Genomic DNA, 25,139 nt, shown 5'->3' with positions numbered 1-25,139 from the left:
GATGTCTGGCGCCGTGTCCATCGGATCAGTTCTGCGCGTTGCTCGGCGGAAGTTCGGTCTGCTCCACCGGCGCGGGCGTGGCGCGCGGACGGATCAGCGTATCGCCGGGGGTTACCACCGCCACTTGCGCCTGCGGCGCGGCGGGTGGCACGGCGCCCATGTAATCCACGATCAGTTCATCGATGCTCGGCTCGACCTTAGGATCGAACTCCGCCTGCGCACCGCGCACCACGCCATAGCGCCGCGCGGCCAGCGCCGCCCGATCCGCCGCATTGCGCAGGATCGTCGGGCGGATGAACACCATCAGGTTGGTCTTTACCCGGCTGCGCCCGCGCGATTTGAACAGTTCGCCGATCACCGGAATATCGCCCAGCAGCGGCACCTTCTCCAGTGTGCGACTCTCGTTATCGTCCAGCAAACCGCCCAGCGCCACGATCTCGCGGTCGCCCACGGTCACGGTCGTCTTGATTTCTCGCTTGTTGATGATCAGCTCGTCGGACTTGCTCGAAACCGTGCCCGCGATCGAGCTGACTTCCTGCCGCAGATCCAGCCGGATCATGTTGCCCGCGTTGATCTGCGGCGTCACGTCCAGTTCGATGCCCACGTTCTGGCGCTGGATCGTGCGGAACGTGTCGCTGAAGTTCCCGCTCGACAGCGCCTCGCCGGTCGAAACCGGAATTTCCTGCCCGAACAGGATGGATGCGGGCACGTTGTTGTTGGTGGTGATGTGCGGCGTTGAAAGAATGTTCGAATTCTTGTCCGTCTGCACCGCGTTGATCAGCGCGCCCAGATAGGTGTTGTTGCCAAGATCGGTGAGGAACCCGGTATAGGCCCCGCGCGCCGCCAGGATCTTGGACGCGGCGTTCTGCTTCAGCAGGTCGCCCGCCGTACTGTTGGTCGTGGTCGTCACCGTATCGCCATTGATCACGGTCGTCGTCTGGTCGAGGTTGTCGGCCAGCAATCCGCCCGCAATGTCGATGATATTGGGCGATGAATTGGAATAGTTGGTCACGGCAAAAGGCTTGTCGCCACCGCCGAACAGCATCTGCACACCCAGTTCGCGCGCCACGCTGTTGGAAATCTCGACGATGATCGCCTCGACCAGCACCTGCTCCTGCGGAATGTCGAGCTGGCGGATCAATTCGCTCAACCGCCGCTGTTCATCGGCCGGGGCCGCTATGATGATCGCGTTGGCGCCGGGATAGCGTGTGATCGTGGCATTGCCGCGCCCGTTGGCCAGCTTGATCGGACCATTGCCAAGACCGCCCGATGTTGCGCCGATCGGGCTGGTCGAGGTGCCGCCGGTGGCTGCTGCCTGCCCGGTGCTACCCTGCGTTCCCGCCGTGGAAGTGGCATTGCCGCCCACGCCGCCCAATGAAACCGGCGCCGCGCTGGCCGAGGCGACCTCGCCCCCACCCTGCCCGCCGATCAGGCGTTCGAGCACCGGCACGAGCGCGGCCGAATCCGCATAGTCGAGCCACACGACCTTGATTTCACCGCCCAGCGCGGCCCTGGCGTCAAGCTGGCGCGCCATGGCCGCCATGCGTGCCAGCGTGGTGGCATCGCCGCGCATCAGCACCGCATTGGCGCTGTCCACGGCCACCACAGTGGCCAGAGAACGCCCGCCCTCGCCCCCCGCCGGGACAAGTTGCGTGAGCGCGGTGGCGATTTCGCGCGCGCCGGCATGGTCCAGCATCACCGTCTGGCTGGTGGTGCTGTCACGATCTATCGTCGCCACCAGCGAGCGGATGCGGCGCAAATTGTCGACATAATCGACCACGACCAGCGAATTGCCCGATTTGTTCGCGGTGAGCGCGCCTTCCTTGCTGATCAGCGGGCGCAGCGTTTCCACCGCTTGCGCCGCATCGATGGTCTTGAGGCGAATGACCTCGGTCACCATCTGGCTTTGCGCCGCGCCGCGGCTGCCGATCCGGGTGGGGTTGGTGGCCGCGCCATCGGCGGGCTGGATGCGGAACGCGCCATTGCCGGTGGGCACCGCGACAAGCCCGTTGGCGCGCAGCGTGGACAGGAATACCTCGAAATATTCCGAACGGCTGAGCGGCCGGTCTGACACTACGCTGATCTTGGCCTGCACCCGGCCATCGACGATGAACGTGCGCCCAGTGACTTCCGCCGCATCGGCAACGAATGCCCGCACATCCGCATCGCGCACGTTGAGCGTATATTGCGCCCATGCCGCTTGCGGAGTCGCAAGGGCCAGCACGGCGGCTCCGAAGAGTATTTTCGAACAGGAGAACATGCGCAGTTTCATGGAGCCAATGTTATCGCAAGAGGAAGCTGACGGTCACCGCGCCGGACGGTGACGGCAATCGAAGCGCCGGGACGCAGCGCGCCCGAAAGTGTGGCTGCATCGCCGGGGCCGGTTACCGGCTTGCCGTCTACCGCCGTAATCACGTCGCCCGGCTGAAAACCGGCCGCGCGGAACGCCGCGCCATCGCCAGACGACAGCACTTCGAGACCGACAGTCTTGCCGCCTTCGGCCTTGGGACCGAAGTTCACACCGCGCCGCAAACTGTCGATGCTGACGCCGCCTGACCCGCCTGCGCCGCCGGGCGGAACCGCCACGGGATTGGCCGCGACCACGCCCTGCGCATCGGGTGCAGGGCCGGATTGATCGAGATAAAGCAATTCGCGTGCGCCGTTGCGCGACAGTTCGACATGATCGAACGCCACGCCCGCAAGCGTCACGCCGGGCTGCACTTCGGCCCCGGTACGATAGACGTTCTGCACGCCATCGCTGCCCGCGATGATCGCGCTGCCCCCGCCTCCGGGCGTGGCGCGGGTGGCGAACAGGGTCAGCGCCAGCGAGGTGACCGCGCCTTGCTGCGCCTCGCCAGCCGCGGGCGCCGTACGGTTGAACGGATCGATGCTGGCGAACAGGGCAGCGCGGGCGGTGGGCGACATTTCGCGGATTCCGGCGGGTTTCCAGTTGCCCAGCGGTGAAACCGGCGTGACCAAGGCCCAGAACAGCGCAGCACCCAGCAGGGCAATCAGCGTGGCCAATGCCCACCACAGCACATCGTGCAGCGGTGGCAAAGCCGGGCGAACCCCCGGAAAAGCCAGCCTCTTAACCCCGAATCCCACGTGCACATTCCCCTTCAGACCGCAGGCATAGCCCGCCCGTGCCGATTCACAAACGTCCCGCTTCGACCAAGCCTTCACGCTGCTCAAGCAGCCGTTTGCTACGGTGGTATGACAACAGGTTTGCGACTGCGCGGTGACGGGCGACACGCCGGATGACAAGTCATGCCCCCGCGTCCATGATCGCGCGATGCTTCGCCTGATCCCCGGACCGCTGCACCGCCTTGCCTTGCGGCTTGCCCACGGACTGCGGCTGTTCTGGTGGCGAAGGACCGGCCAGACCGTGCGCGGCTGCAACGTCATCGCTGTCAACGCCGATGGCCACATCCTGCTGGTGCGGCACAGCTATCACCTTGAAGGGGTCTGGATGGTGCCTGGAGGCGGTATTGCAGCGGGCGAAAGCCCCGTCGAGGGGGCACAGCGCGAACTTTCCGAGGAAGTCGGCTGCACGTTGCGCCACGCCCTCCATTTCGACACCCTGACTCTCGACTGGGGGCGCTGGACCAATGTGATCGAACTGGTGACGGGCACCACCTGCGATCTGCCACGCGCCGATGGCCGTGAGATTGCCGAGGCGCGATTTTTCGACCCTGACGCCCTGCCCGATGCGACTGGCGCGGCAGCGCAAGCCATGATCGAGTGCTGGCTCCGCTTTCAGAAGGGCAGTTCTGCCTGAGAGGGCGGACTGGCGGCGGCTTCGGGCGCGGTTTCCGGCTCCTCGCCTTCGAGCGCAGAAAGCGTCAGCCCCATCAGGCGGATCGGCTTGGGCAGCGGCAGTTGCGCATCGAGAAGGTCTCGCGCCAGTCGAGCAAATTCCGCCTTGTCGCTGACCGGATGCGAGAGCGACCTTGCGCGGGTGTGCGGCGTGAAATCGTTGAATTTCAGTTTCAAAGTCACAGTTCGTCCGCTCGATCCGCTGCGTTCGATGCGCTCCCACACGATGTCGATGATGCGTTCCAGCGTTTCCCGCAATACGCTGCCCGATGAGATGTCGCGTTCGAACGTGCGTTCGCCACCCACGGACTTGCGCGGGCGGTCTGCCTTGACCTGCCGCAGGTCGATCCCGCGCGCGGCGCGATAGAGGTAGTCCGCCAGCGATCCGAAGTTTTCACGCAGAAAGGGCAGGCTTCTGTCGCGCAAATCGCCGCCGGTCTCGATCCCCAACGCCGCCATCTTTTCGGCTCCGCGCGGTCCGATGCCGTGGAAGCGGCGGACCGGCAGGCTGGCGACGAACTGTGCGCCTTCGCCGGGACGAATCACGCACAGGCCATCGGGCTTGTTCTGGTCGCTGGCGATCTTGGCGAGAAACTTGTTGTAGGAAACGCCCGCGCTCGCGGTCAGCCCGGTCTCTGCACGAATGCGCTGGCGGATCAGTTCGGCAATGCGCCTGGCCGAGCCGATCCCGCGCACATCGTCAGTCACATCGAGATAGGCTTCATCGAGCGAGAGCGGCTCCACATGCGGAGTATAATCGAGGAAGATCGCGCGGATCTGCTGCGATACCGCCTTGTAGACTTCGAACCGGGGCTTGCGGAAGATCAGGTCCGGGCAGAGTTTTGCCGCCCGTGCCGAAGGCATCGCCGAGCGCACCCCGAACACGCGCGCCTCATAACTCGCTGCCGCAACCACGCCCCGGCCCGACGACCCGCCCACGGCGAGGGGCTTTCCGCGCAGCGACGGTTCGTCGCGCTGTTCAACGCTGGCGAAAAAGGCGTCCATATCGACATGGATGATCTTGCGCAGCCCCGTGGCCGTGCGATCAGGCCCCCCATCTGGGGCGAATTCATCCGGCAACGTGACCATCGCAACACGATAGACCGTATTGCAGCGCAACATAAAGGGTGGGATTCTGGATCGTTATGGTTCAGACGGATAGCATGGCTTCCGATAGTTCAGATTTCCAGAATCGCCCCCGCAGGATGGGCGAGCGCGAAACCATCGCGATGATGGCGCTGGTGATGGCGCTGCAAGCGCTGGCGGTTGATGCAATGCTGCCTGCGCTGGGCGATATGGCGCGTGATCTGGCCGTTTCCGATCCGAATCGCCGCCAGCTTGTCGTGGGTACGTTCCTGCTGGCATCCGGCTTTGCTTCGCTGCTGCCCGGTTCGCTGGCAGACCGTTATGGCCGCCGCCCGATCCTGCTTGGCAGCATCGCCATTTATGTCCTTTTTTCGATAGCTTGCGCAATTACAGTCAGCTTCGACATGCTGCTGGCCATGCGTGTGTTGCAGGCAATCGGCTGCGGCGGTCTTGCCGTTCTGCCCGCCGCGATCATCCGCGATCGCTTTTCGGGCGATCAGATGGCCAAGCAGATGTCGATCATCTCAGTCGTCTTCATGGTGGTGCCAATGCTTGCCCCCAGCATCGGTCAGGTGGTGCTGCTATTTGCCGGATGGCGCTGGATATTCGTGTTTCTGGCGGCGATGGGCTGTGTGATGGGCGGATGGGTGGCAATGCGCCTGCCCGAAACGCTTCATCCCGAATATCGCCAGCCGATAAGGCCGCAATCTATCCTGATCAATATGGTGGGCGCGGCGATGAATCGCTCTTCCATCGGCTATGTGCTTGGCAGCGCGCTGACGTTCGGGGCGATGATCGGTTATGTGAACTGTTCGCAGCAGCTTGTCGGCGAACATTTCGGCGCAGGTCCCTTGTTTCCCGTCCTGTTCGGCTTTTCAGCGCTGATGATGGCGGTCTCGAACTTCTTCAATTCGCGAATCGTTGAGCGGTTTGGTGCCCGGCGCGTTTCGCATACGGCGATTCTGGCGTTCATCGCGATAAGTGCTGTGCAGACCTGGGTTTCCAGCTGGCCCGATCAGACGCTATGGCAATTCATGCCGGTGATGATCGCCAACCTGATCCTGATCGGCTTCATCGGCGCCAACTTCAGTTCGATTTCCCTCCAGCCGTTCGAACGAACGGCCGGATCGGCAAGTTCGATGCAGGCCTTTCTGCGCACGGTCATCGGATCGCTGATCGGCATCGTCATCGGGCAGGCTTATGACGGTACGGCTCACCCGCTGGCGCTGGGACTTCTGGTGACCGGATCGTTCAGTCTGCTGGCCGTGCTGTTCAGCGAAAAGGGCAAGCTGTTCCGCCGCATCCACCCGCCCGGAACGCCCCGTCCGGTGGTAATCGAACACTGAGCCGTCAGGCAGCGCTGGCAAGGCTGGCCATCGCCTGCTCGGCAGGTCCCGGTCGGCCGAAGTGATACCCCTGCATCAGCCGTACACCCAGCGCGCGCGCGGTTTCCGCCTGTGCCTCGTCCTCGACGCCTTCGATCGTGCAATCGATGCCCAGTTGCCACGATAGCGACACGATGGTCGCAACCAGAGTACGCGCGCCCGGATCGGTTGCCAAGGCGCGCGACAAAGCCTGGTCGATCTTGATCATGTCTAGCGGAAGGCGGTGCACCTGGCTGAGGCTGGACCAGCCCGCGCCGAAATCATCGAGTGCAACGCGGAAGCCGTGTGCCCGGAATGCCTTGAGCTGTGCCTCGGCGCGGCGGGGATCGTCGATCAGCGCGCGCTCGGTCACTTCGAGGATGATCGCGTGGGGTGGTGCTCCGGCGGCTTCAGCAATCCGGGCAAGCGCTTCGGCCGTGCCCGAACGCATCACGTCGCGCGGGGCAAGATTGATCGAAAGGGTGCGCCCCTGCTCCCATGCCCGGCATTCCGACAAAGCGCGGCGCAAGACCATGCGCGTCAATTCGCCGGTGCGCCCGGTCGCCACCGCCAGGGAGATGAACTGGCCCGGTGCCAGCCACGTTTCACCATCCGGGCTCCAGCGCGCAAAGGCTTCGAAGCCGGTGATCTGTCCTCCGGTGGAATCGACGATGGGCTGGTAGACAAGCTTGATCCGCTGTTCGAGATCGCAATCGTTGAACTGGCGCGTGATCGCTGCACGGTGAAGCATTTCGGTTTCATCGTCCGGGCTGAACACCACAACCGTGCCGTCGGATTGTTCCTTCGCCTTGTAAAGCGCGGCATCTGCCCGTTCGAGGCAATCGCTGGCGCTGCGACCGCCAACGCGGTGAACCCCGATCGACCCCGACAGGCGCAATATGGCTCCGCCATGCAGCACCGGCGCGCGCAGGGCGTCGGACATGTCGATTGCAAGCTGGCGAACGCCCGCTTCATCAAGCGCCGGATCGAGAATCACGGCAAATTCATCGCCGCCAAGACGGCCATAACTGCGAACCCGCGCGACGGCGCCAAGCCGCGCGCCGACCGCTGCAAGCACGGTATCGCCTGCGGCGTGGCCATAAGTATCGTTGACGTGCTTGAAGCCATCGAGATCGATCAATGCAAGCCAGGCAGCCGAATCCCCCTTGTGGCGCTGCGCCAGTTCCTCTTCCAGCTGCACAAGGATGGCACGGCGGTTAAGCGCGCCGGTCAAGGGATCGACCGTGGCCTGCAACATGTTTTCCCGCGCAAGACGCGCGGTCTGCTGTTCACGCCGGACAAGCTGCTGCCGCGAAAGTTCGAGCCGCACGAAATCGCGATGGTGCCCATTGGTGATAAGCAGCAACAGCGCCGTTACAACGATCTGGACCAGAAGCACCGGTCCGGCATTGGGATGGCTGCTGAACAAAATCTGGCCCGATGTGGGAATAATCACCGCCAGCGCAATACGCAGCGCGGTCAATGGCGCATGCCCCAGACTCAGGACGCCGGAAAACAGCGTGACGGCAACGATGTAATGAATGAACGACTTGCCCGCTTCATCGCCAAAGGCATAGAGCCCCATTGCCCATAGCGCGAATAGAAAGGCCGAGAACGCGCCCAGCCAGCTCATGATTTTCAGATCGCGGCGAACGATGATCAGGGGGCGCACCTCAACCTTGAAAGGCATCCAGTACCATGCCCGCCACAACGCAAATGTGCTGAGCGCCACGGGCACAAACAGCGTCAACCAGTGCGGCGCCAGATCCCGAAACCTTTCGGCCATCAGGATGCAATCAAAGACGACCACAAGATAAAGCAGCGGCAGGCGGTGAGAGAGGCTCTTTGCATAAGCCCTCGCAAAACTGTCGCCCTCATGCTGTTGCCAGCGACCGATCCCGCGCCGCACATCGCCCGCCAGACGCAGCGGCGTTGCCAGAACAGCAGAAAATCGGTGAACAATCCCCATGGCAATAGGCATAAACGGTGCAGGTTAACACCGCGTAAGGGCCTGCCACATTGAAAAGTAGGGAAATTTCAGGAAAGGAGGGCAGCGACGAGCGCTTTGACCTTCTTCTGTCGCCATTGCGGCAAGGGCGCGACAAGCCAGTAACCGCGCCGCGAATGCTCCGGCTCTCCCTGTGCAACGATCCGGCCCGATGCCAGCGGACCTTCGGCGAGCTGAAACGGCACGTGAGCGCGGCCCAGCCCTGCCCGTGCGGCGCTGATTGCGGTGCCGGCATCGCCGACCGAAAAGCCGACATCGCCGCCACCGGGTGCCGGATCGCCCGGCCAGCCGATCCACGGGCTGCTGGCAGGCGCATCGGGCGCGGCCACGGTGACCATCAGTGGCGACCCCAGTTCCACCCCTTCGAGTTCGCCCGGTCCTTCGGCCCAGCGCACGGCAAGGTCGAGGTTCGCTTCGGTGAAATCGATATCGGCGTCACCCCCCACCAGTGAGAAGCGCATCTGCGGATTGCCTGCACGGAAAGCCGCCAACCGGGGCGAAAGCCACGCCGCGAAGAAATCGCGCGGGCAGGCGATCGTATAGACGTGGCTCGATTGCCCGGCCTGAATTGCCTGCACACCCTCTTCGAAGCGCAGGAAGCCTTCGCGGATGGCATCGAGACCGGACAGCGCCTCGTCCGTAAGTTCCAGACCCTTCGACGTGCGGCGGAACAGGACGACACCGAGCAGGTCTTCGAGCGCACGGATCTGCTGGCCAACCGCTGCCGGGGTGACCGCCAGTTCATCGGCCGCGCGGGTAAACGAAAGATGGCGCGCGGCAGCATCGAGCACGCGCAGGCCGTTGAGGGGAAGGTGCGTCCGTTTCATGGCCGCTGCTTGTTAGTTTGCAGGAGCCGGGGCCGCCAGCGGAAAGAACGGTATGGCCACATCGAACAGCGCGCCATCAGCACGCTGCATGGTGTAGTGCCCTTCCATGCTGCCGTGATGCGTACCAAGCGGGCAGCCCGAAACATAATCGTGGCTGTGGCCGGGCCGCAGCACAGGCTGTTCGCCGACAACGCCTTCGCCATCCACGAAATTGACAAGGCCACGCCCATCCGTAATGCGCCAGTGCCGCGAGATCAGCTGCACGGGCTGGTCGGCGTCATTCTCGATACGGATGTGATAGACCCAGAACCATTTGCCCGCTTCGACCCGTGATTGTTCGGGCAGGAAGTTCACGGCGACGCGAACTGTCACCCCGTCCGTGATTGCGGCATGCTGAAAGAGCTGCTTCATGCTCTTCAAACTAACGCACATTGGCCTGCGTTCCAACGCCGTTATGCAACTTTTCCAGCATTGTCCCAACGGTCACAATCGCGCAGAGGCAAGACCTTAACAAATGTTGATACGTGCACCCGCCATACTTTGTGCATCCCGGCCTCATGGCGAACATGGCGCGATCGTGCGCCTGTTGACCGCCGAGCATGGCCTTGCTGCCGCTTACGTTGCCGGAGCGCGCGGGCGGGAACTGCGCCCGCTGCTGATTCCGGGCAATCTGCTGGCGGTGGAAGTGCGGGCGCGGACAGCGACTCAGTTGCCCTCGGCGCGACTCGAACTGGTGACAAGCCGGGGACCCTGGCTTTCCGAACCGCTGCCGAGCGCGGGCATCGGCTGGGCTTGCGCGCTGACAGCGGCAACGTTGCCCGAAGGCCATTCCTACCCGCCATTGTATCAGGGCCTCGGCGCGCTGCTCGATGCGATCTGCCACGCGCCATCGGCGCGCGGCTGGGCGCGGGTGCTGGCGGGGTATGAAGTGCTGCTGCTGCGCGAGATCGGCTATGGCGCCACGCCAGCCCCGCCGCCCCACGAGGAGTGGCAGGATCTGCTCGCCCGGCTGGAACGACAGGGCAAGGCCATCGGCAACCGGCTTCTTGCCGAACGGGCCGGCGATGTTATGGGAGCGCGCGCGATTCTGCTGGATCGGCTGAAGCGCATGAACGAGACGGGTTAAGGGGTTTCCTGATGAAGATTGCGGTTCTGCCCGGCGATGGCATCGGTCCAGAAGTGACGCACGAAGCCGTGCGCGTGATCGAGGCGCTGGGAATCGGCGACATCGAGATGAAGCAGGCACCCGTTGGCGGCGCGGCCTACAAGGCTTACGGCCACCCCCTGCCCGCCGATACGCTGGAAATCGCGCGCGCATCCGATGCCATCCTGTTTGGTGCCGTGGGCGATCCCGATTGCGATTCGCTGGAACGGCATCTGCGCCCCGAACAGGCGATCCTGGGACTGCGCAAGGAATTGACGCTGTTCGCCAACTTGCGCCCGGCCAAGGTGTTTGCAGGTCTCGAAGGCCATTCCGCGTTGCGCCCGGAAGTGGCGGGCGCGATCGACATGGTGATCGTGCGCGAGTTGAACGGCGATGTGTACTTTGGCGAAAAGGGTTTCCGCACCGCCGCCAATGGCGACCGCGAAGGCTATGACGTGATGTCCTATAGCGAGAGCGAAGTGCGCCGAATCGCCCATGTGGCTTTTCGCACCGCGATGGGCCGCAACAAGCGGCTGTGCTCGGTAGACAAGGCCAATGTGCTGGAAACCAGCCAGTTGTGGCGTGACGTGGTCATCGAAGTTGCCCGCGAATATCCTGAGGTCGCGCTCGAACACATGTATGTCGATAACGCCGCGATGCAACTCGTCCGCGCCCCCGGCAAGTTCGACGTGGTGCTGACCGGAAACCTTTTCGGTGACATTCTTTCGGATCAGGCCTCGATGTGCGTGGGGTCGATCGGGCTGCTCGCTTCGGCTTCGCTGGGCGAGCGCGAGACCAGCCATGGCACGTTCGGCCTGTATGAGCCGATCCATGGCTCTGCGCCGGACATTGCCGGGCAAGGCCTTGCCAACCCCATGGCGACGATCCTTTCCGCCGCGATGCTGCTTCGCCATTCGCTGGGTCTTTCAGCGCAGGCCGCGCGGATCGAGGCCGCCGTGGCAACGACTTTGGCCGACGGTGTGATGGGGCGTGACCTTGGCGGAACGGCGGGCACTGCGGAAGTTGGTGACGCGGTGCTTGCAAGGCTCTAAAGCCCGCTGCGCATGCTACAACTCGCCGTCATCCTTCCGACCTATCGCGAACGGGCCAATATCGCGCCAATGGTCGCGCGTCTCGACGCTGCGCTTCAAGGCGTGGCGTGGGAAGCGATCTTTGTTGACGACAACAGCCCGGACGGCACCGCCGACGAGGCGCGCCGGATTGCGCTCGAAGACCCGCGCATCCGCGTGATCGAACGGATCGGGCGGCGCGGTCTTGCCTCCGCCGCAATCGAGGGCATGTGCGCCACCGCTGCCCCCATCGTGGCAGTGATGGACGCCGACCAGCAGCACGATCCTGCATTGCTGCCGCAAATGCTCGACGCGGTTCAAAGCGGCGATTATGATCTGGCTTATGCCTCGCGCTTTGCCGAAGGGGCCAGCACCGAGGCATGGGGGCGGCCAGACCGGGTCAAGGCATCGGGCCTTGCCAACCGCATCGCCAACAAGGTGACGGGCGTTGAACTGACCGATCCTATGAGCGGTTATTTCTTGATCCGCGCCGAAACGCTGCGCGCCGACGCACATCGGCTTTCCGGGGTGGGCTTCAAGATCCTGCTCGACATCCTGGCGACGGTGGATCGTCCGCTGAAGGTCAAGGAATTCCCCCTGCACTTCGCGGCCCGCGCCGAAGGCGAAAGCAAACTGGACCAGACCGTCGTGTTCGAATTCCTTGTGGGTCTCTATGACAAGTGGCTCGGCCGCATCATCCCGACGCGTTTTGCGCTGTTCGGCACGGTCGGCGCGATGGGCGTGGCGGTGCAGCTTGGCGCGCTGTGGGTGCTGCTCAAACTGATCGCGGGCGAACGCTTCGTCTATGGCAACTGGTCGGAAAGCGCGACGTTCAACACCGCAAACACGCTGGCCGCGATCATCGCGATGACCTTCAACTTCGTGCTGAACAACGAACTCACCTATTCCGACAAGCGCCTGCGCGGCTTCGGCCCGGTCATGCGCGGCTGGGCACAATTCGCGCTCACCTGCTCGCTGGGTCTGCTGACCAACATCGGCTCGGCCGCCGTGCTCAAGACTATCGGCTTCCACGCGGTGGTTGCGGTCACCGTGGGCATCGTGCTCGGTTCGGTCTGGAATTTCGCGCTGTCGTCACGCTTCGTCTGGGGCAAGTACTGATCTACTTCCAGCTATCGAGCCAGGTGTAGTCGAGATACGAGTTCTTCGCGGGCAGCTTGCCTGCGGAGATGATCGGGAAGAAGCCGATCATCATGCCGAAGGCGAGGACTAGCGTGACCTTGGCGGGCCAGCGCAGGCCGAGGTCCCACCATTCCGCCAGAATTAGCGCCAGCGCGGCCATCAGGAAGCAACTGGCGAGCATGTAGTGGTAGTAGAACTGCACTGGCTTGCCGTTGATCGCCCAGAAGCCGACGAGCAGCGCGTAGGCCGCGACGACCAGCAGCCGCAGCCGGTCACCCTTCACGCCATCCCACAGGCAGAACGCCAGCGCGGGCAGACCCGCCAGCATGGTGAACGGATTGCCCAGCATCAGCACACCGCGCTGCGCGCCGTCGATATTTTCATAGAGGAACCAGATCGGGCGGATGTTGGCCATCCATTGCCACCACTGGCTCATGTAGGTGTGCGGCTTCTTCACGCTGTCCTGCAACTGCAGCATGTATTCCTGCCAGTGGATCAGGTTGCGCAAGGCGAGCGGATCGACCTCGTAGAAGAATGCCGGGAGGAACGTGGCGAAATAGACCGCGAGCGGCACCGCGCCCAGCCAGACCGCCGCTTCGATCAGCGATACACCCGGCACCGGTCCCGTATTGGAAGAAGCCCAGAGCACCCCTGTGCGGCGGCCTTTGAGCGCCTCCCACCGGTTCAGCGCGAACAGCAGCCCTGGCAGCGGCACCAGCAGCGCACCGTTCCACTTGGCACCCAGCGAGAGGCCGAGGAACACCCCGGTCAGCGCCAGATGCAGCCTGGCCCTGCAGGTGTTGCCCATAGGATTGCGCCACGCCAGCGCCCATTGCCACACCGCCAGCGCCATGAACCCGCCCATCGCCATGTCGAGCAGCGCGATGCGCGACATCATGAACCAGATGAAGTCGGTTGCCAGCAGCAGCCCGAACAGGATCGTCGCGGTACGCGAAAGACTGGCCCACCAGATCGCCCGCATCATCGCCCACAGGCCAAGGCTGCCCAGCACCGCGAAGGGAAAGCGCCAGCCGAACGGGGTATCCCCGATTGCCTGCATCGACCATGCGATCAGTTGCTTGCCCACCAGCGGATGTTCGGGATTGAGCCGTGCTGTCAGGTCTATCAACCGGCGGGCGGCGGGCAGGTAATGAATTTCATCGAACATCGGCTGGGACGGAATGCCCAGCCGGTAAAGTACGAGAACGAAGAACGCTGTCGCAATCGCGGCGCACCATATGGCGGGGTCGCGTCGAATGCTGCGCGCGGGGTCGATACGGTGAAGCGTGGTCGCGGTCATGCCCGTGGACGAATAGGACGGGGGCACAATCAGCGCAATCCCGCCGCTTGCGTGTAAACCGTCGGGAAACTAAGGCAGGGGCCATGAAACGCACTACCGGCCAGGACCGCTCGATCACCCGCAATTGGCGCCCCGCAACGCAAGCCATCCGTGGCGGGACGTGGCGGTCGGAAATGGGCGAGACCTCCGAAGCGCTGTTCCTGACATCGGGCTTTGCCTACGACGATGCTGCGACCGTGGCCGCGCGCTTTGCCGGTGAGGCCGAGGGCATGACCTATTCGCGCCTGCAGAACCCCACGGTGCAGATGCTGGAAGAACGCATCGCCCTGATGGAAGGCGCAGAAGCGTGTCGTACACAGGCAACGGGCATGGCCGCGATGACCACCGCGCTGCTGTGCCAGCTTTCCGCAGGCGATCACGTGGTGGCCGCCAAGGCTGCGTTCGGATCGTGCCGCTGGCTGATCGACAACCTGCTGCCGCGCTTCGGCATCACCGGCACCACCATCGATGCTTCGGACAATGCCGCGTGGGAAGCGGCGATCCGGCCCAACACCAAGGTTTTCTTCTTCGAAAGCCCGGCCAACCCGACGATGGACGTGGTAGATCTGGAGTTCGTCTGCACACTGGCGAAGCGCCATGGCATCACCACCGTGGTGGACAACGCGTTTGCCACATCCGCGCTGCAACGCCCGATGGATTTCGGCGCGGACGTGGTTGCCTATTCCGCCACCAAGATGATGGACGGACAAGGGCGCGTGATGGCAGGCGCGGTTTGCGGTTCGGCTGACTGGATCAACAATGTCCTGCTGCCATTTCAGCGCAACACCGGGCCGAATATCGCGGCGTTCAACGCGTGGGTCGTGCTGAAGGGGCTGGAAACGCTGGACCTGCGCATTCATCGCCAGAGCGAGAATGCATTGAAGGTTGCCAGTTTTGTGGAAGGACGGGTGCCGCGTCTGCTCTATCCGCACTTGCCCAGCCATCCGCAATACGAACTTGCCAGGAAGCAGATGAAGGCCGGCGGGACGATCTTTTCATTCCACCTCGATGGTGGCCTGACGCAGGCCCACGCCCTGCTCGACGCGCTGGAACTGATCGACATTTCGAACAACATCGGCGATTCGCGCAGCCTGATGTGCCACCCGGCATCGACCACCCATTACGGCGTCGGCCCCGAAACCCGCGCCGACATGGGCGTTGGCGAAGGCATGCTGCGGCTGAACGTGGGCCTTGAAGATCCCGATGACCTGATCGAGGATCTCGATCGGGCGCTGCGCAAGGCCGGGCTGTAAGGCGCGATCGAACCCGCTTGCATCCCGGCTGACTTCCCCTAAAGATCAAGCGGGGTGGGGTCGCAGGGGAGCAAGTAGCATTGCTGGCCGAAGCGCATCTATCTGCCATTATCCAGTCTTCCGATGATGCGATCATCAGCAAGGACCTGAGCGGAACAGTGCTCAGCTGGAATCCGGCTGCCACCCGTATTTTCGGGTTCACCGAAGCTGAAATGGTCGGGCAGAATATCAGGCGGCTGATCCCGGTGGATCGACTGGCCGAAGAAGACGACATCATCGGCCGCATCGCGCGGGGCGAGCGTGTGAAGAGCTTCGACACCCTACGCTGTCGCAAGGACGGTGTGCAGATTGCCGTATCGATCACCGTATCCCCGATCGCCGACAAGAGCGGAAAGATCGTGGGCGCCAGCAAGATCGCGCGCGACATAACCGCGCGCGAACAGGCGCAACGCGCCTTGCGCGAAAGCGAGATGCGCTTCCGCATGCTGGCCGACAACATATCGCAACTGGCGTGGGTGGCCGATAGCACCGGTGCCATCTGGTGGTACAACCAGCGCTGGTACGATTACACCGGCGTACCTGAAGGATCGACCGACGGATGGGGGTGGGACAAGGTCCATCATCCCGATCATGTCACGCGGGTTCGCGATCATTTCGCCGCTTCGATCGCTGCGGGAAGCGAATGGGACGATACCTTCCCGTTGCGTCGGCACGATGGCGAATGGCGCTGGTTCCTTTCCCGCGCCAAGCCGATTCGCGACGATGGCGGGGAAATCCTCTACTGGTTCGGCACCAATACCGACGTGACCGATATGCTCGAAAAGGAAGAGCAGATCCGGGTACTGCTGATGGAGGTCAATCACCGATCGAAGAACATGCTGTCGGTGGTGCAGGCGCTGGCCCGCCGTTCCGGTGGATGCGATCCCGATTTCCTGCGCCGGTTCGAAAGCCGCCTTGCCAGCCTGTCGGCCAATCAGGATCTGCTGATCCGGCGTGGGTGGTCCAGAATTATGATGGACGAACTCGCCGCAGCGCAACTGGCCATATTGGGGCAGGACAGCCGGACACAGGTCATCACAAGGGGCGCATCGGTGCCGCTCAGCCCGCGGGCGGCCGAGGTTATCGGGATGGCGCTGCATGAATTGACGACCAACGCGATCAAATATGGCGCGCTCAGTGTGCCGGGCGGACAGGTTGTGCTATCGTGGGACGAGACGGACGATGGGCAGTTTGTCGTAGACTGGCAGGAATGCCACGGCCCCGTGGTGATATCGCCCGACAGCAATGGTTTTGGCACAACGCTGATCCGGCACATCCCGGCGCGCAGCTTGCAGGCAGATGTAACCCTTGATTTTGCGGCGGCCGGATTGCGCTGGCGGCTGGCCTGCGCGATCGAGACAGCGAAGGCGCTGGCAAGTGAGGGTGCTAGGCCGTAAACTCATAAACCACACCGTCGAGGTTTGAGGCAAAACGGCTTAGCGCAAGGAGGGCAGGCGCAGGAATATGTCGATATTTCAAGTCTGCCCGACGAAGCGATGGGCCGTTTTGGTCAAATCCGAAGGACGTCGAAATGACTTCCATCTCGAACCAAGCCGCCCTTGGAAGGGCAACCAGCCCTCCCAGCGGGCGCCTTGGCCCGATATGTTTGTCATTTCGACGCCTCGACGGTGTGGTTTATGAGTTTACGGCCTAGGCCGTAGACTCATAAACGCGCAGCCACAGGCGCATTGAGGCGAGTTGGACCATGGCCAGAAAGTTTTCGGCCAACTTGTCGTAGCGGGTAGCTACTCTGCGGAAGTGCTTCAATTTGGAGAAATAGCGTTCGATCAGGTTCCGCTCGCGGTACAGCCATGTGCTGAAGTACGGTTTCGACTTCCGGTTTGCCTTGGGCGGAATGTTGGCAAACGATCCCTTTTCGCGGAGAGACGCTCGGATACGATCGGCGTCATACGCCTTGTCTGCCAGCACGATTGTTCCGGCGCCAACGTGATTGAGTAGATCGTCAGCCGCTTGCCCGTCGTGGCTTTGCCCGGCAGTCAGGCTGAGCCGGATCGGGAGGCCTTGCCCATCGACGACCGCGTGGATTTTGGTGGTGAGCCCGCCTCGGGAGCGACCGAGACAATGATCTCGATCCCCCTTTTTGCCGTCGCAGCCTGTTGGTGCGCCCGGATGGAAGTGCTGTCGATCATCTGGATATCGCCATCATGGGCGGCGGTGATGGCGTCCATCATTCGATCCCACACACCGGCTTTTCGCCATCGCACGAAGCGATTGTAGCAGGTTGTGCGCGGGCCATAGCGTTCCGGCAAGTCTCGCCACGGCGCCCCTGACCGCAGCACCCAGAAGATGCCATTCAGCACACGCCGGTCATCGACACGTGGCACGCCTCTAGGCTTGTTGGGCAACATTGGTTCGATCACACGCCACTCGAAATCGGTCAGGTCATATCGGCTCATCCAGTCCCTGAATCAGCTTTCGCTCAACAAGGAAAGGCGTGTTACGATGAACCCTATGAAGCCCTGGATGTCTTGGACGCTATTCTTCTTTGCCGCTGCCTTGATCGCATTCTTCAGCGGTGAGCAGTGGAACACCCGACTTATCGTGTTCCTGATTCTGACAATTCCGATTGTCATCTGGGCGGTGCGACAGATCAAGAAGGCTCAGACACCGTCGCGTTAATGGGTTCACGGCCTAGTTAGGTAGCGAGCCAGATGCTTGCTCACGCGCGGCCGATATCGGTAACATTTTCGGCAACTTGCGTGGCGGCACGCTTGTCTTCGGCGATAAGCCGGTTTTCCGCGCGGCCCATGGTCCAGTTTTTGCCGAGACGTACCTTGTGATTGGGCGCACACCAGATTTCGCCGGATTCATCAAGCGCGGTAACCCAGATCAGGTTATGCTCCTGCCCGTAATCGATCATGCCAATGGCATAGCCATCGCCTTTGCCGAGCACATGGAGCGGAATGGTGGGGTTGAGCTGTGTGAACACGGATTGATCCCTGACGGTGCCGGAAAGACACCTTTTGCCAGGTTCAATCCGCGAGGGAGCAAGCCGGTTCCCTTCAATCAGGCCTGGCTGTTCGATTGGGCGGCAGCCGCCTCCAACGCCGCGATACGCGCCTTGAGGGTTTCAACCTCCTCACGCGCGGCAGAGGCCAGATCCTTTACCGCGTCAAATTCCTCACGACTGACGAAATCGAGGCCGCCGAACACTTCCTTGGCCTTTTCGCGCGCAGTCTCGCTCGCTTCGCGGCCCATGCCCGCGATCGTTCCGGCGGCGCTGTTGAGCAGCTTGACGAAGTCGGCGATCATCGGGTTTTCGCTTTGCATTGCAGGTTCCTGTCTGGAGCGTACTGGCCTGCTATGTGGGCGGCCCGTCGCCTGCCTGCAAGGGTCAAATCTCTACACGGACCGCACTTGACGAACCGAACGCGCCATCAGCTTCAGGGTTGAGGCGACCGATCTCGAACGTCAGGACACTGGCAAAGCAGACCCAGGCGAGATAGGGCAGCAACAGCATGCCCGCGACCGGGCGGATGCGCCAGAACAGCACCAGCGTTATCAGGACCATCACCGCCATCGCGACGGCGATCCAGAAAGCCCCGGTGATCTGGTGCATGGCGAAAAATACCGGTGACCACGAAAGATTGAGAACAAGCTGCGCCACGAATGCAGCAACCGCCAACACGCGACCGCCCGCGCCTCGCGCTGAAAGAATCATCGCAAGCGAAACGCCCATCATTGCGTAAAGCAGCGACCAGACGATCGGGAACGCAAGCGGTGGCGGATATATGGCGGGCTTCACCAGATCATCGAACCACGGATTTCCCGGACCGCTTCCAGCAGCCTGTCCTGAAAAGAAACCAAGCACGAGCAGGAGAGGCACTGTGAACAGCGACCAGCGCAGAAGACTGGCCCGTAACTGGCCGGGAGAAGCAAGGTAGTTCATGTCACCCGTTGGCAATGCGACGCAGCGCGATTCGATCCCGATACTGACGGGCCACGCGCAAGTGCGCAATCGGGACTTGAACCTTATGCAATCCCGTGTGGAGACAGAAGCCGTGGATAAGTCAGCTTCGCGATGCCGAAATCAGGAATTCCACATTGCCTTCGGGACCGGTGATCGGACTGGGCACCACGCCCTGCACCTGCCAGCCATCGCCTTCCAGCCATTCCCGCACGTCCACGCAGACGCGTTCGTGCAAGGCCGGATCGCGCACCACGCCGCCCTTGCCCACTTCGCCGCGCCCCACTTCGAATTGCGGCTTTATCAGCGCGACCAGGCGCGTCGGCCGCGTGGCCAGCGCGAGCGGCACTTCCAGCACCTTGCGCAAGGCAATAAAGCTTGCATCGCACACCACCCACGTCGCGGGCCGATCGATATGCCCCGGCGTCAGCACACGGGCGCTGGTCTGTTCATACACGGTCACGCGATCGTCCTGGCGCAGCTTCCACGCCAACTGGTTCGTACCCGAATCGACCGCAAAGACGTGAATTGCACCGTTCTGGAGCAGAACGTCGGTAAAGCCGCCGGTCGAACTGCCAATATCCATCGCAATCACGCCCGCAGGATCCAGCCCGAACACCTCGATCGCATGGGCCAGCTTGATCCCGCCGCGCGAAACCCACGGGTGGTCGCGCCCGCGCACCTCCAGCACGGCGTCTGCGGCAACCGCCTGCCCCGCCTTGGCGATCTTCGTTTCGCCCAGGAACACCAGCCCCGCAAGGATCAGCGCCTGCGCGCGGGCGCGACTTTCGGCAAGGCCGCGCTCGACCAGCAGCTGATCGACGCGAATTTTCGATTTTGGGGTGTGGGTTGAGGTCACGGCGAGTTCCTTCCATAACCTTGCCATGAAAATCAATCGCGCATCCGCCATTGCCAGGGCTTTTTCCGGCACAGCCTTCGTGCTGGTCGCCGCCTGCTCGTCTCCGCAGGTCGTCCCGCCGCCTCCGCCGCCGGTTGCACAGCGGCCTGCGCCAGCCCCTCCCCCACCGCCCGCAGCCGCATTCAAGGACTGGCGCGATGCACCGCAGACACCGGGAGACTGGCGTTACGAACAGCGCAACGAAGGCGGCGTTGCGCGATATGGATCAAGCACGGCCACATTGTTCGCGCTGGCCTGCAATCGCGCTTCTGGCACCGTGTCTTTGATTCGCACCGGGACATCATCCGTTTCGCTGCCGATGTCGATTGCCACCACCAGCGAAATCCGCGCACTGTCCGCCGAACCAGCCAGCCAAACCCAGCTGGCCGCAACCGTCCGCGCGCAGGACGCCGTGCTGGACGCCATGGCGTTCAGCCGGGGACGGTTTGCCGTGGAAGTGAACGGCTTGCCCACGCTGTACCTGCCTGCATGGGCGGAAGTGGGCCGGGTAATCGAGGATTGCCGCCGTCGCTGACAGCGCGCCCTATAAAGCTACTGTGCAACTGCGAAGCAAAGATACTGACGCCAAAAAAAATCAATGCAAGTCTTGTTGTTCGCCACAGAATGAATCACATTGATGTCAAGGCCGAAGGAGTTCGATCCTGCGGCTCAGTCACTCGGAAGGGTGGCGCAATGGCTCAACAGCGCGAAAGGAGGTGATCCGATGTCTCATGGTTCAGCACAGAGGTCGGTACAGTCCCTTGCGAGGCATTATCGCTGAGTTTCGATTAAGCGATAGAGGCTTTGTGGGCGGCACTTCCGGCCGCTGACCATGCGAAGGGCCGCCCGGACTGACCGGCGCGGCCCTTCACATTTATTACATAACACTTGCCATCTGCGCAATAATCGTTCAACCGCGCTTTTTTGAATCTAGCGCAAGGACCGATTTGCCATGGCGACGACCGCCGATCCCAGCCTGACTTTCGCCCGTACGGCGCACCCGGCCCCCACGGCTGCCGATGTGCGCGATGCCGTGCTGGCCGATCCGGGCTTCGGTCGTGCGTTTACCGATCACATGGTCGAGATCGACTATACCGAGGGCAAAGGCTGGCACAGCGCGCGAATCGTGCCTTATGGCCCGATTCCACTCGATCCGGCAGCAGCGGTTCTGCACTATGCGCAGGAAATCTTCGAAGGGCTGAAAGCCTATCGCCTGGCAGACGACGGCATTTCGCTGTTCCGCCCGGAAGCGAACGCCGAACGCTTCAACGCATCGGCCCGCCGCCTTGCCATGCCCGAACTGCCCGAAGCGCTGTTCGTGGAAGCGGTGCGGCAACAGGTGCTGACCGACAAGGACTGGTTCCCCAACGTCGAAGGCGGGTCGCTGTATCTGCGCCCCTTCATGTTCGCCAGCGAAGCGTTCCTTGGTGTGCGCCCGGCCAAGGAATACAAGTTTCTCGTCATCGCCAGCCCGGCCGGAAACTACTTCAAATCGGGCGCGCCTGCGGTTTCGATCTGGGTCAGCGATTATACCCGCGCGGCGCCCGGCGGCACGGGCGCTGCCAAATGCGGCGGCAATTATGCGGCCAGCCTTGTGCCCACCGCCGAAGCCTTTGCGCGCGGGCACGATCAGGTGCTGTTTCTCGATGCCGCCGAACACAAGTGGGTTGAGGAACTGGGCGGCATGAACCTGTTCTTCGTGTTCGAGGACGGATCGATCCTGACCCCGGAACTCACCGGCACGATCCTGCCCGGCATTACCCGGTCCAGCCTGCTCACGCTGGCGACCGAAGAAGGGCTGACCGTGCGCGAGGGACGCTACAGCCTTGACCAGTGGCAGGCCGATGCCGCTTCGGGCAAGCTGATCGAGACGTTCGCCTGCGGTACGGCGGCGGTGGTCACCCCGGTCGGCAAGGTTGCCAGCCACGCGGGCGAATTCACCATCGGTTCGGGCGGCCCCGGTCAGTTGACGCAGAAACTGCGCAGCAAACTCGTCGGCATCCAGCGCGGCGAGATTGCCGACACGCATGGCTGGGTAAAGCGCATCGCCTGACTTCGCATTTATGCTAAAGCGCCGCGGCATACGAATGGAGTGACCGGACATGAGCATTTCCTTCGAAGGCCGCGTGGCGATTGTCACCGGCGCTGGCGGCGGGTTGGGCCGTGCCTATGCGCTGGAACTGGCAAAGCGCGGCGCGAAGGTCGTGGTCAATGACCTTGGCGCGTCACGCGATGGCAGCGGGCATTCCGACGCGGCACTGAAAGTGGTCGAGGAAATCGAAGCCATGGGCGGCGAAGCCATGCCCAATGGCGGCTCGGTCAGCGAATACGATCAGATGGCCGAGATGGTCGCCCGCGCCAAAGAGCGCTGGGGCGGCGTCCACGTGCTGATCAACAACGCGGGCATCCTGCGCGACAAGAGCTTTACCAAGATGGACCCCGCCGACTTTGAAATGGTCGTGCGCGTCCACCTCATCGGCTCGGCCTTTGCCACAAAGGCATGCTGGGACACGATGCGCGAACAGAATTACGGCCGCATCCTGATGACCGCGTCCTCCTCCGGCCTGTTCGGCAATTTTGGGCAGGCGAACTATGGCGCGGCCAAGCTCGGCGTCGCAGGCCTCGCCAAGACGCTCTACCTCGAAGGCGCGAAAAACAACATCAGGGTCAACTCCCTCGCCCCCGTCGCCGCCACGCGGATGACCGAGGATATCTTCCCCGAAGAAGCCTTCAAGCTGTTCAACCCGGAATCCGTCGTCCCCGCCGCCCTGTTCCTCGTCTCCGAAGATGCCCCCACCAACGCCATCATCGGCGCGGGCGGTGGCGGCTATCACTCGGCTTGGGTGACGATGAACAAAGGCGTGCTGCTGCCACCGGACGACCAGTCCGTCGAAGGCTTCGCCGCCCACTGGAACAGGATCACCGACCGCACGGACGATTTCGTCCCGCGCTCAGGCCCGGAACAGGCGCAAGTGATTATCGGGCAATTGCAGGCGGCGATGAAGGGGTAGCACCACCGTCGTCGCGGACGTGACCTGGGATGACGATGGGGGTAAACAGACGGACTGAGATCACCCCAACCGCAGCACAACCACAATCCCGCCCTCAGGCACCTCACCCTCCGCCAGCACCCGCACCGCATCGGCCCTCGCGCGCGACAAAATCTCCGCCGCTACGCCAGCATCATACACCACTACATCCGCCTGCCCCAGCAGGCGCGCAGCGCGCAGGGTCAGGTCTTCGGGGTCGTTCGAGATCAACACGATCTCGAACCGCCCGGACTGCCCTTCCGCGCCAGACGTGAGCCAGTCGCGGACCTTCGCCTCACTGCCAGCACGGAACAGGTCAAGTTCTCCACTCTCGTCCAGCGCGGCATCCAACGCGCGGCGGCGATCAGCGACAGACGCCCACCGCGCCCGCATGCCTTCACGGGCATCTTCCAACGCTTTGGTGAGCGCCCCCAGTCCTTGCGGCAACAAACGCTCAAGCCGCAACCGCAGGATCTTCGCCAACCCCGCCGATGCGCCGCCTGTGCCCACCGCAATCAGCACGGGGTCGCGGTCAAGGATCGAAGGCGTGGTGAAATCGCACAGTTCGGACCGGTCGACCACGTTGACCAGCAGGCCCGCGCAGCGCAGACGGATGGCGTCGCCTTGCGCCATGTCGGGATTGTCATGCGCGATGAAGGCGAGGCGCGCGCCCGCGTCGATGCCTTCGGCCATGTCGCGCACGATCTTGCCGCCCGCGCGTTCGATCAGGCGCTGCTTGGCCTTTGCTGCATCCCCCTCGCCCAGCAGAATGACCGGCTGGCCCGCGATGCGGTGAAAGAGGGGGAGGCTGTGGAGGGTCATAAGGTTGCGCCAGCGTCCTTCGACAGGCTCAGGACGAGCGGGGACAGGGTGAGCGTTCCCTCCCAAACCCGCTCATGCTGAGCTTGTCGAAGCATTCCCGTGCGCCCTCGCATCAGGCGAGCCAGTCCGGCAGTTTCTCTGCCGCAAGGATCGTGGCGGGGTCGATGCGGTCGGCCACCACCGCCCACTGCGCGCCATCGACCATCACTTCGGGCACCAAGGGCCGCGAGTTGTAGGTGTTGGCCATCGTCGCGCCATAGGCCCCGGCGGTGCGGAACACCGCCAGATCGCCGCGCGCGACGGTATCGATGGTACGCCCCATCGCGAAGGTGTCCGAACTTTCGCAGATCGGGCCGACGATGTTGGCGACAAACGTCTCGCCCTTCGGTTCAACCGCAACGAAATCGTGCCAGGCATCGTAGAGCGCAGGCCGCGCCAGATCGTTCATCGCGGCATCGACGACGACCCAGGGAGCGCCCGCACCTTCCTTCACGCGGATCACCTGCGTTACCAGCACGCCGGTGTTGCCGGTGATCACGCGGCCCGGTTCGAACATCAGCGTGACGCCCCAATCGGCGGTGACTTTGGCTACCATCGCGGCATATTCGGCGGGTTGCGGGAACACTTCGCCCGCCTTGTAGGGCACGCCCACGCCGCCGCCGAGGTCCATATGCGTTACCGCGTGGCCGCCCGCGCGGATCGTCTGCATCAGCCCACCAACCTTGATGAACGCGGCTTCGAGCGGATCGAGCGAGGACAACTGGCTGCCGATGTGCAGTGCCAGCCCGCGCATGTTGAGGCCCGGCGTTTGCGCAAGGCGCGCGTAGATGGCGGCGGCGCGATCAAACGGCACACCGAACTTGTTTTCTGCCTTGCCGGTGGAAATCTTGCCGTGGGTGCCTGCATCGACATCGGGGTTTACCCGCAGCGCAGCCGAGGCGACCTTACCCATCGAAGCGGCGATTTCGGCCAGTTCCAGCCCTTCTTCTTCGCTTTCGAGGTTGAACTGGCCGATCCCGGCTTCGATCCCCCGGCGCATTTCGGCTTCTGTCTTGCCGACGCCTGAAAACACGATGCCATCGGGCTTCATGCCTGCGGCCAGCGCGCGTTCCATTTCGCCGCCGGAGACGACATCTGCGCCATATCCCTCGGCCGCCAGCACCTTCAGCACCGACAAATTGGGGTTGGACTTGACCGCGAAGGCGATCTTCACGGCGGGCAGGATGCCCAGCGCATCACGGAATACGCGCGCATGGCGGGTGAGCGTGGCGCGCGAATAGACATAGACGGGGGTGCCCACTGCAGCGGCAATCGCGGGCAAAGGCACGTCTTCGGCATGCAGGACGCCGGCGTTCAGATCAAAATGGTCCATCGGA

25 protein-coding genes are annotated in these 25,139 nt (G+C 63.0%); 11 read left to right on the top strand and 14 right to left on the bottom strand.

The window, feature by feature from the left end; all coding sequences use genetic code 11:
* Positions 1 to 25: 25 nt before the first annotated feature.
* Complete coding sequence (gene gspD / locus LUA85_RS03665) at positions 26 to 2,272, bottom strand: type II secretion system secretin GspD (RefSeq protein WP_231467007.1); 2,247 nt, start codon at positions 2,270 to 2,272, stop codon at positions 26 to 28.
* Positions 2,269 to 3,105 (bottom strand): type II secretion system protein N, encoded by an 837-nt coding sequence (locus LUA85_RS03660; RefSeq protein WP_231467005.1) that lies wholly within the window; start codon positions 3,103 to 3,105, stop codon positions 2,269 to 2,271. The genes gspD and LUA85_RS03660 overlap by 4 nt, the downstream gene beginning before the upstream one ends.
* Positions 3,106 to 3,292: 187 nt before the next feature.
* Here LUA85_RS03660 and LUA85_RS03655 point away from each other — a divergent pair, with 187 nt between their 5' ends.
* A complete protein-coding gene (locus LUA85_RS03655; protein ID WP_231467003.1) occupies positions 3,293 to 3,778 on the top strand; it encodes an NUDIX domain-containing protein in 486 nt (161 codons plus the stop codon).
* Here the strand turns inward: LUA85_RS03655 and dinB are convergent.
* On the bottom strand, positions 3,757 to 4,905 hold the full coding sequence (dinB, locus tag LUA85_RS03650; protein WP_231471757.1) for a DNA polymerase IV: 1,149 nt from the start codon (positions 4,903 to 4,905) through the stop codon (positions 3,757 to 3,759). The two genes, LUA85_RS03655 and dinB, sit on opposite strands and share 22 nt — an antisense overlap.
* 116 nt (positions 4,906 to 5,021) lie before the next feature.
* Here dinB and LUA85_RS03645 point away from each other — a divergent pair, with 116 nt between their 5' ends.
* Complete coding sequence (locus LUA85_RS03645) at positions 5,022 to 6,248, top strand: multidrug effflux MFS transporter (RefSeq protein WP_231467001.1); 1,227 nt, start codon at positions 5,022 to 5,024, stop codon at positions 6,246 to 6,248.
* Positions 6,249 to 6,252: 4 nt separating this feature from the next.
* Here the strand turns inward: LUA85_RS03645 and LUA85_RS03640 are convergent, their stop codons facing one another.
* The 3 genes from LUA85_RS03640 to apaG all read right to left on the bottom strand — a co-directional run bounded on the left by LUA85_RS03640 (position 6,253) and on the right by apaG (position 9,512).
* A complete protein-coding gene (locus tag LUA85_RS03640; RefSeq protein WP_231466999.1) occupies positions 6,253 to 8,235 on the bottom strand; it encodes a bifunctional diguanylate cyclase/phosphodiesterase in 1,983 nt (660 codons plus the stop codon).
* 68 nt (positions 8,236 to 8,303) lie between these two features.
* Positions 8,304 to 9,101, bottom strand: a complete 798-nt coding sequence (locus LUA85_RS03635) for a LysR family transcriptional regulator (RefSeq protein ID WP_231466997.1) — start codon at positions 9,099 to 9,101, stop codon at positions 8,304 to 8,306.
* Between the two features lie 12 nt (positions 9,102 to 9,113).
* On the bottom strand, positions 9,114 to 9,512 hold the full coding sequence (gene apaG, locus LUA85_RS03630; RefSeq protein WP_231466995.1) for a Co2+/Mg2+ efflux protein ApaG: 399 nt from the start codon (positions 9,510 to 9,512) through the stop codon (positions 9,114 to 9,116).
* Positions 9,513 to 9,615: 103 nt separating this feature from the next.
* Here apaG and LUA85_RS03625 point away from each other — a divergent pair, with 103 nt between their 5' ends.
* Genes LUA85_RS03625 through LUA85_RS03615 form a run of 3 tightly spaced genes read left to right on the top strand, consistent with a single transcriptional unit; the run spans position 9,616 to position 12,434 of the window.
* Entirely contained in the window at positions 9,616 to 10,227 is a 612-nt protein-coding gene (locus LUA85_RS03625) for a DNA repair protein RecO (RefSeq protein WP_231466993.1), read from the top strand.
* A gap of 11 nt (positions 10,228 to 10,238) precedes the next feature.
* Positions 10,239 to 11,297 (top strand): 3-isopropylmalate dehydrogenase, encoded by a 1,059-nt coding sequence (gene leuB / locus LUA85_RS03620; RefSeq protein ID WP_231466991.1) that lies wholly within the window; start codon positions 10,239 to 10,241, stop codon positions 11,295 to 11,297.
* A 12-nt stretch (positions 11,298 to 11,309) separates the two neighbouring features.
* Positions 11,310 to 12,434 (top strand): glycosyltransferase family 2 protein, encoded by a 1,125-nt coding sequence (locus LUA85_RS03615; RefSeq protein WP_231466989.1) that lies wholly within the window; start codon positions 11,310 to 11,312, stop codon positions 12,432 to 12,434.
* A gap of 1 nt (position 12,435) precedes the next feature.
* On the opposite strand, the gene LUA85_RS03610 is transcribed toward LUA85_RS03615, so the two are convergent.
* Complete coding sequence (locus LUA85_RS03610) at positions 12,436 to 13,755, bottom strand: phospholipid carrier-dependent glycosyltransferase (protein ID WP_231466987.1); 1,320 nt, start codon at positions 13,753 to 13,755, stop codon at positions 12,436 to 12,438.
* Positions 13,756 to 13,838: 83 nt separating this feature from the next.
* Between LUA85_RS03610 and LUA85_RS03605 the strand changes: the two genes are divergently transcribed.
* Together LUA85_RS03605 and LUA85_RS03600 are read left to right on the top strand one after the other, a co-directional pair.
* Positions 13,839 to 15,047, top strand: coding sequence for a PLP-dependent aspartate aminotransferase family protein (locus tag LUA85_RS03605; protein WP_231466985.1), 1,209 nt, complete (start codon positions 13,839 to 13,841; stop codon positions 15,045 to 15,047).
* 80 nt (positions 15,048 to 15,127) lie between these two features.
* On the top strand, positions 15,128 to 16,483 hold the full coding sequence (locus LUA85_RS03600) for a PAS domain S-box protein (RefSeq protein ID WP_231466984.1): 1,356 nt from the start codon (positions 15,128 to 15,130) through the stop codon (positions 16,481 to 16,483).
* 253 nt (positions 16,484 to 16,736) lie between these two features.
* Here the strand turns inward: LUA85_RS03600 and LUA85_RS03595 are convergent.
* A protein-coding gene (locus LUA85_RS03595; RefSeq protein WP_231466484.1) for an IS5 family transposase occupies positions 16,737 to 17,503 on the bottom strand; the annotation gives its coding sequence in 2 pieces (ribosomal slippage) (positions 16,737 to 17,191 and positions 17,191 to 17,503; 768 coding nt in all).
* Positions 17,504 to 17,558: 55 nt separating this feature from the next.
* Here LUA85_RS03595 and LUA85_RS03590 point away from each other — a divergent pair.
* Complete coding sequence (locus tag LUA85_RS03590; protein WP_231466483.1) at positions 17,559 to 17,726, top strand: hypothetical protein; 168 nt, start codon at positions 17,559 to 17,561, stop codon at positions 17,724 to 17,726.
* A 40-nt stretch (positions 17,727 to 17,766) separates the two neighbouring features.
* Here the strand turns inward: LUA85_RS03590 and LUA85_RS03585 are convergent, their stop codons facing one another.
* The 4 genes from LUA85_RS03585 to LUA85_RS03570 all read right to left on the bottom strand — a co-directional run bounded on the left by LUA85_RS03585 (position 17,767) and on the right by LUA85_RS03570 (position 19,900).
* Positions 17,767 to 18,036: a hypothetical protein gene (locus LUA85_RS03585; protein WP_231466982.1), complete on the bottom strand. Its 270-nt coding sequence runs from the start codon at positions 18,034 to 18,036 to the stop codon at positions 17,767 to 17,769.
* A gap of 77 nt (positions 18,037 to 18,113) precedes the next feature.
* Entirely contained in the window at positions 18,114 to 18,377 is a 264-nt protein-coding gene (locus LUA85_RS03580) for an accessory factor UbiK family protein (RefSeq protein ID WP_231466980.1), read from the bottom strand.
* Positions 18,378 to 18,441: 64 nt separating this feature from the next.
* Positions 18,442 to 18,996, bottom strand: coding sequence for a TspO/MBR family protein (locus LUA85_RS03575; RefSeq protein WP_231466978.1), 555 nt, complete (start codon positions 18,994 to 18,996; stop codon positions 18,442 to 18,444).
* A 121-nt stretch (positions 18,997 to 19,117) separates the two neighbouring features.
* Positions 19,118 to 19,900 (bottom strand): TlyA family RNA methyltransferase, encoded by a 783-nt coding sequence (locus LUA85_RS03570; RefSeq protein WP_371823641.1) that lies wholly within the window; start codon positions 19,898 to 19,900, stop codon positions 19,118 to 19,120.
* Between LUA85_RS03570 and LUA85_RS03565 the strand changes: the two genes are divergently transcribed.
* The 3 genes from LUA85_RS03565 to LUA85_RS03555 all read left to right on the top strand — a co-directional run bounded on the left by LUA85_RS03565 (position 19,899) and on the right by LUA85_RS03555 (position 22,923).
* Positions 19,899 to 20,447, top strand: a complete 549-nt coding sequence (locus LUA85_RS03565) for a hypothetical protein (RefSeq protein WP_231466974.1) — start codon at positions 19,899 to 19,901, stop codon at positions 20,445 to 20,447. The genes LUA85_RS03570 and LUA85_RS03565 overlap by 2 nt on opposite strands.
* A gap of 417 nt (positions 20,448 to 20,864) precedes the next feature.
* Positions 20,865 to 21,965, top strand: coding sequence for a branched-chain amino acid aminotransferase (locus LUA85_RS03560; protein ID WP_231466973.1), 1,101 nt, complete (start codon positions 20,865 to 20,867; stop codon positions 21,963 to 21,965).
* 49 nt (positions 21,966 to 22,014) lie between these two features.
* A complete protein-coding gene (locus tag LUA85_RS03555) occupies positions 22,015 to 22,923 on the top strand; it encodes an SDR family NAD(P)-dependent oxidoreductase (RefSeq protein ID WP_231466971.1) in 909 nt (302 codons plus the stop codon).
* Positions 22,924 to 22,983: 60 nt separating this feature from the next.
* On the opposite strand, the gene LUA85_RS03550 is transcribed toward LUA85_RS03555, so the two are convergent.
* Positions 22,984 to 23,763, bottom strand: a complete 780-nt coding sequence (locus tag LUA85_RS03550) for a bifunctional precorrin-2 dehydrogenase/sirohydrochlorin ferrochelatase (protein ID WP_231466969.1) — start codon at positions 23,761 to 23,763, stop codon at positions 22,984 to 22,986.
* Positions 23,764 to 23,875: 112 nt separating this feature from the next.
* Positions 23,876 to 25,135, bottom strand: coding sequence for a diaminopimelate decarboxylase (gene lysA, locus LUA85_RS03545; RefSeq protein ID WP_231466967.1), 1,260 nt, complete (start codon positions 25,133 to 25,135; stop codon positions 23,876 to 23,878).
* Positions 25,136 to 25,139 lie beyond the last annotated feature (4 nt).

The organism is Novosphingobium sp. CECT 9465 (assembly GCF_920987055.1).
Taxonomy (GTDB): Bacteria; Pseudomonadota; Alphaproteobacteria; order Sphingomonadales; family Sphingomonadaceae; genus Novosphingobium.
Note: the sequence above shows the minus strand (reverse complement) of the source record. Positions and strands in the feature narration are given on the sequence as shown.

Excerpts from the sequence above, each read along its gene's own strand:
- LUA85_RS03615 (WP_231466989.1), top strand. The coding sequence starts at position 11,310 with ATGCTACAACTCGCCGTCATCCTTCCGACCTATCGCGAACGGGCCAAT.
- LUA85_RS03590 (WP_231466483.1), top strand. The coding sequence starts at position 17,559 with ATGAAGCCCTGGATGTCTTGGACGCTATTCTTCTTTGCCGCTGCCTTG.
- LUA85_RS03610 (WP_231466987.1), bottom strand. The coding sequence starts at position 13,755 with ATGACCGCGACCACGCTTCACCGTATCGACCCCGCGCGCAGCATTCGA.
- LUA85_RS03605 (WP_231466985.1), top strand. The coding sequence starts at position 13,839 with ATGAAACGCACTACCGGCCAGGACCGCTCGATCACCCGCAATTGGCGC.
- LUA85_RS03645 (WP_231467001.1), top strand. The coding sequence starts at position 5,022 with ATGGGCGAGCGCGAAACCATCGCGATGATGGCGCTGGTGATGGCGCTG.
- LUA85_RS03640 (WP_231466999.1), bottom strand. The coding sequence starts at position 8,235 with ATGGGGATTGTTCACCGATTTTCTGCTGTTCTGGCAACGCCGCTGCGT.
- LUA85_RS03575 (WP_231466978.1), bottom strand. The coding sequence starts at position 18,996 with ATGAACTACCTTGCTTCTCCCGGCCAGTTACGGGCCAGTCTTCTGCGC.
- LUA85_RS03565 (WP_231466974.1), top strand. The coding sequence starts at position 19,899 with ATGAAAATCAATCGCGCATCCGCCATTGCCAGGGCTTTTTCCGGCACA.
- LUA85_RS03550 (WP_231466969.1), bottom strand. The coding sequence starts at position 23,763 with ATGACCCTCCACAGCCTCCCCCTCTTTCACCGCATCGCGGGCCAGCCG.
- LUA85_RS03635 (WP_231466997.1), bottom strand. The coding sequence starts at position 9,101 with ATGAAACGGACGCACCTTCCCCTCAACGGCCTGCGCGTGCTCGATGCT.
- leuB (WP_231466991.1), top strand. The coding sequence starts at position 10,239 with ATGAAGATTGCGGTTCTGCCCGGCGATGGCATCGGTCCAGAAGTGACG.
- LUA85_RS03655 (WP_231467003.1), top strand. The coding sequence starts at position 3,293 with ATGCTTCGCCTGATCCCCGGACCGCTGCACCGCCTTGCCTTGCGGCTT.
- apaG (WP_231466995.1), bottom strand. The coding sequence starts at position 9,512 with ATGAAGCAGCTCTTTCAGCATGCCGCAATCACGGACGGGGTGACAGTT.
- gspD (WP_231467007.1), bottom strand. The coding sequence starts at position 2,272 with ATGAAACTGCGCATGTTCTCCTGTTCGAAAATACTCTTCGGAGCCGCC.
- LUA85_RS03625 (WP_231466993.1), top strand. The coding sequence starts at position 9,616 with ATGTTGATACGTGCACCCGCCATACTTTGTGCATCCCGGCCTCATGGC.
- LUA85_RS03555 (WP_231466971.1), top strand. The coding sequence starts at position 22,015 with ATGAGCATTTCCTTCGAAGGCCGCGTGGCGATTGTCACCGGCGCTGGC.
- LUA85_RS03560 (WP_231466973.1), top strand. The coding sequence starts at position 20,865 with ATGGCGACGACCGCCGATCCCAGCCTGACTTTCGCCCGTACGGCGCAC.
- LUA85_RS03580 (WP_231466980.1), bottom strand. The coding sequence starts at position 18,377 with ATGCAAAGCGAAAACCCGATGATCGCCGACTTCGTCAAGCTGCTCAAC.
- LUA85_RS03570 (WP_371823641.1), bottom strand. The coding sequence starts at position 19,900 with ATGGCAAGGTTATGGAAGGAACTCGCCGTGACCTCAACCCACACCCCA.
- lysA (WP_231466967.1), bottom strand. The coding sequence starts at position 25,135 with ATGGACCATTTTGATCTGAACGCCGGCGTCCTGCATGCCGAAGACGTG.
- dinB (WP_231471757.1), bottom strand. The coding sequence starts at position 4,905 with ATGGTCACGTTGCCGGATGAATTCGCCCCAGATGGGGGGCCTGATCGC.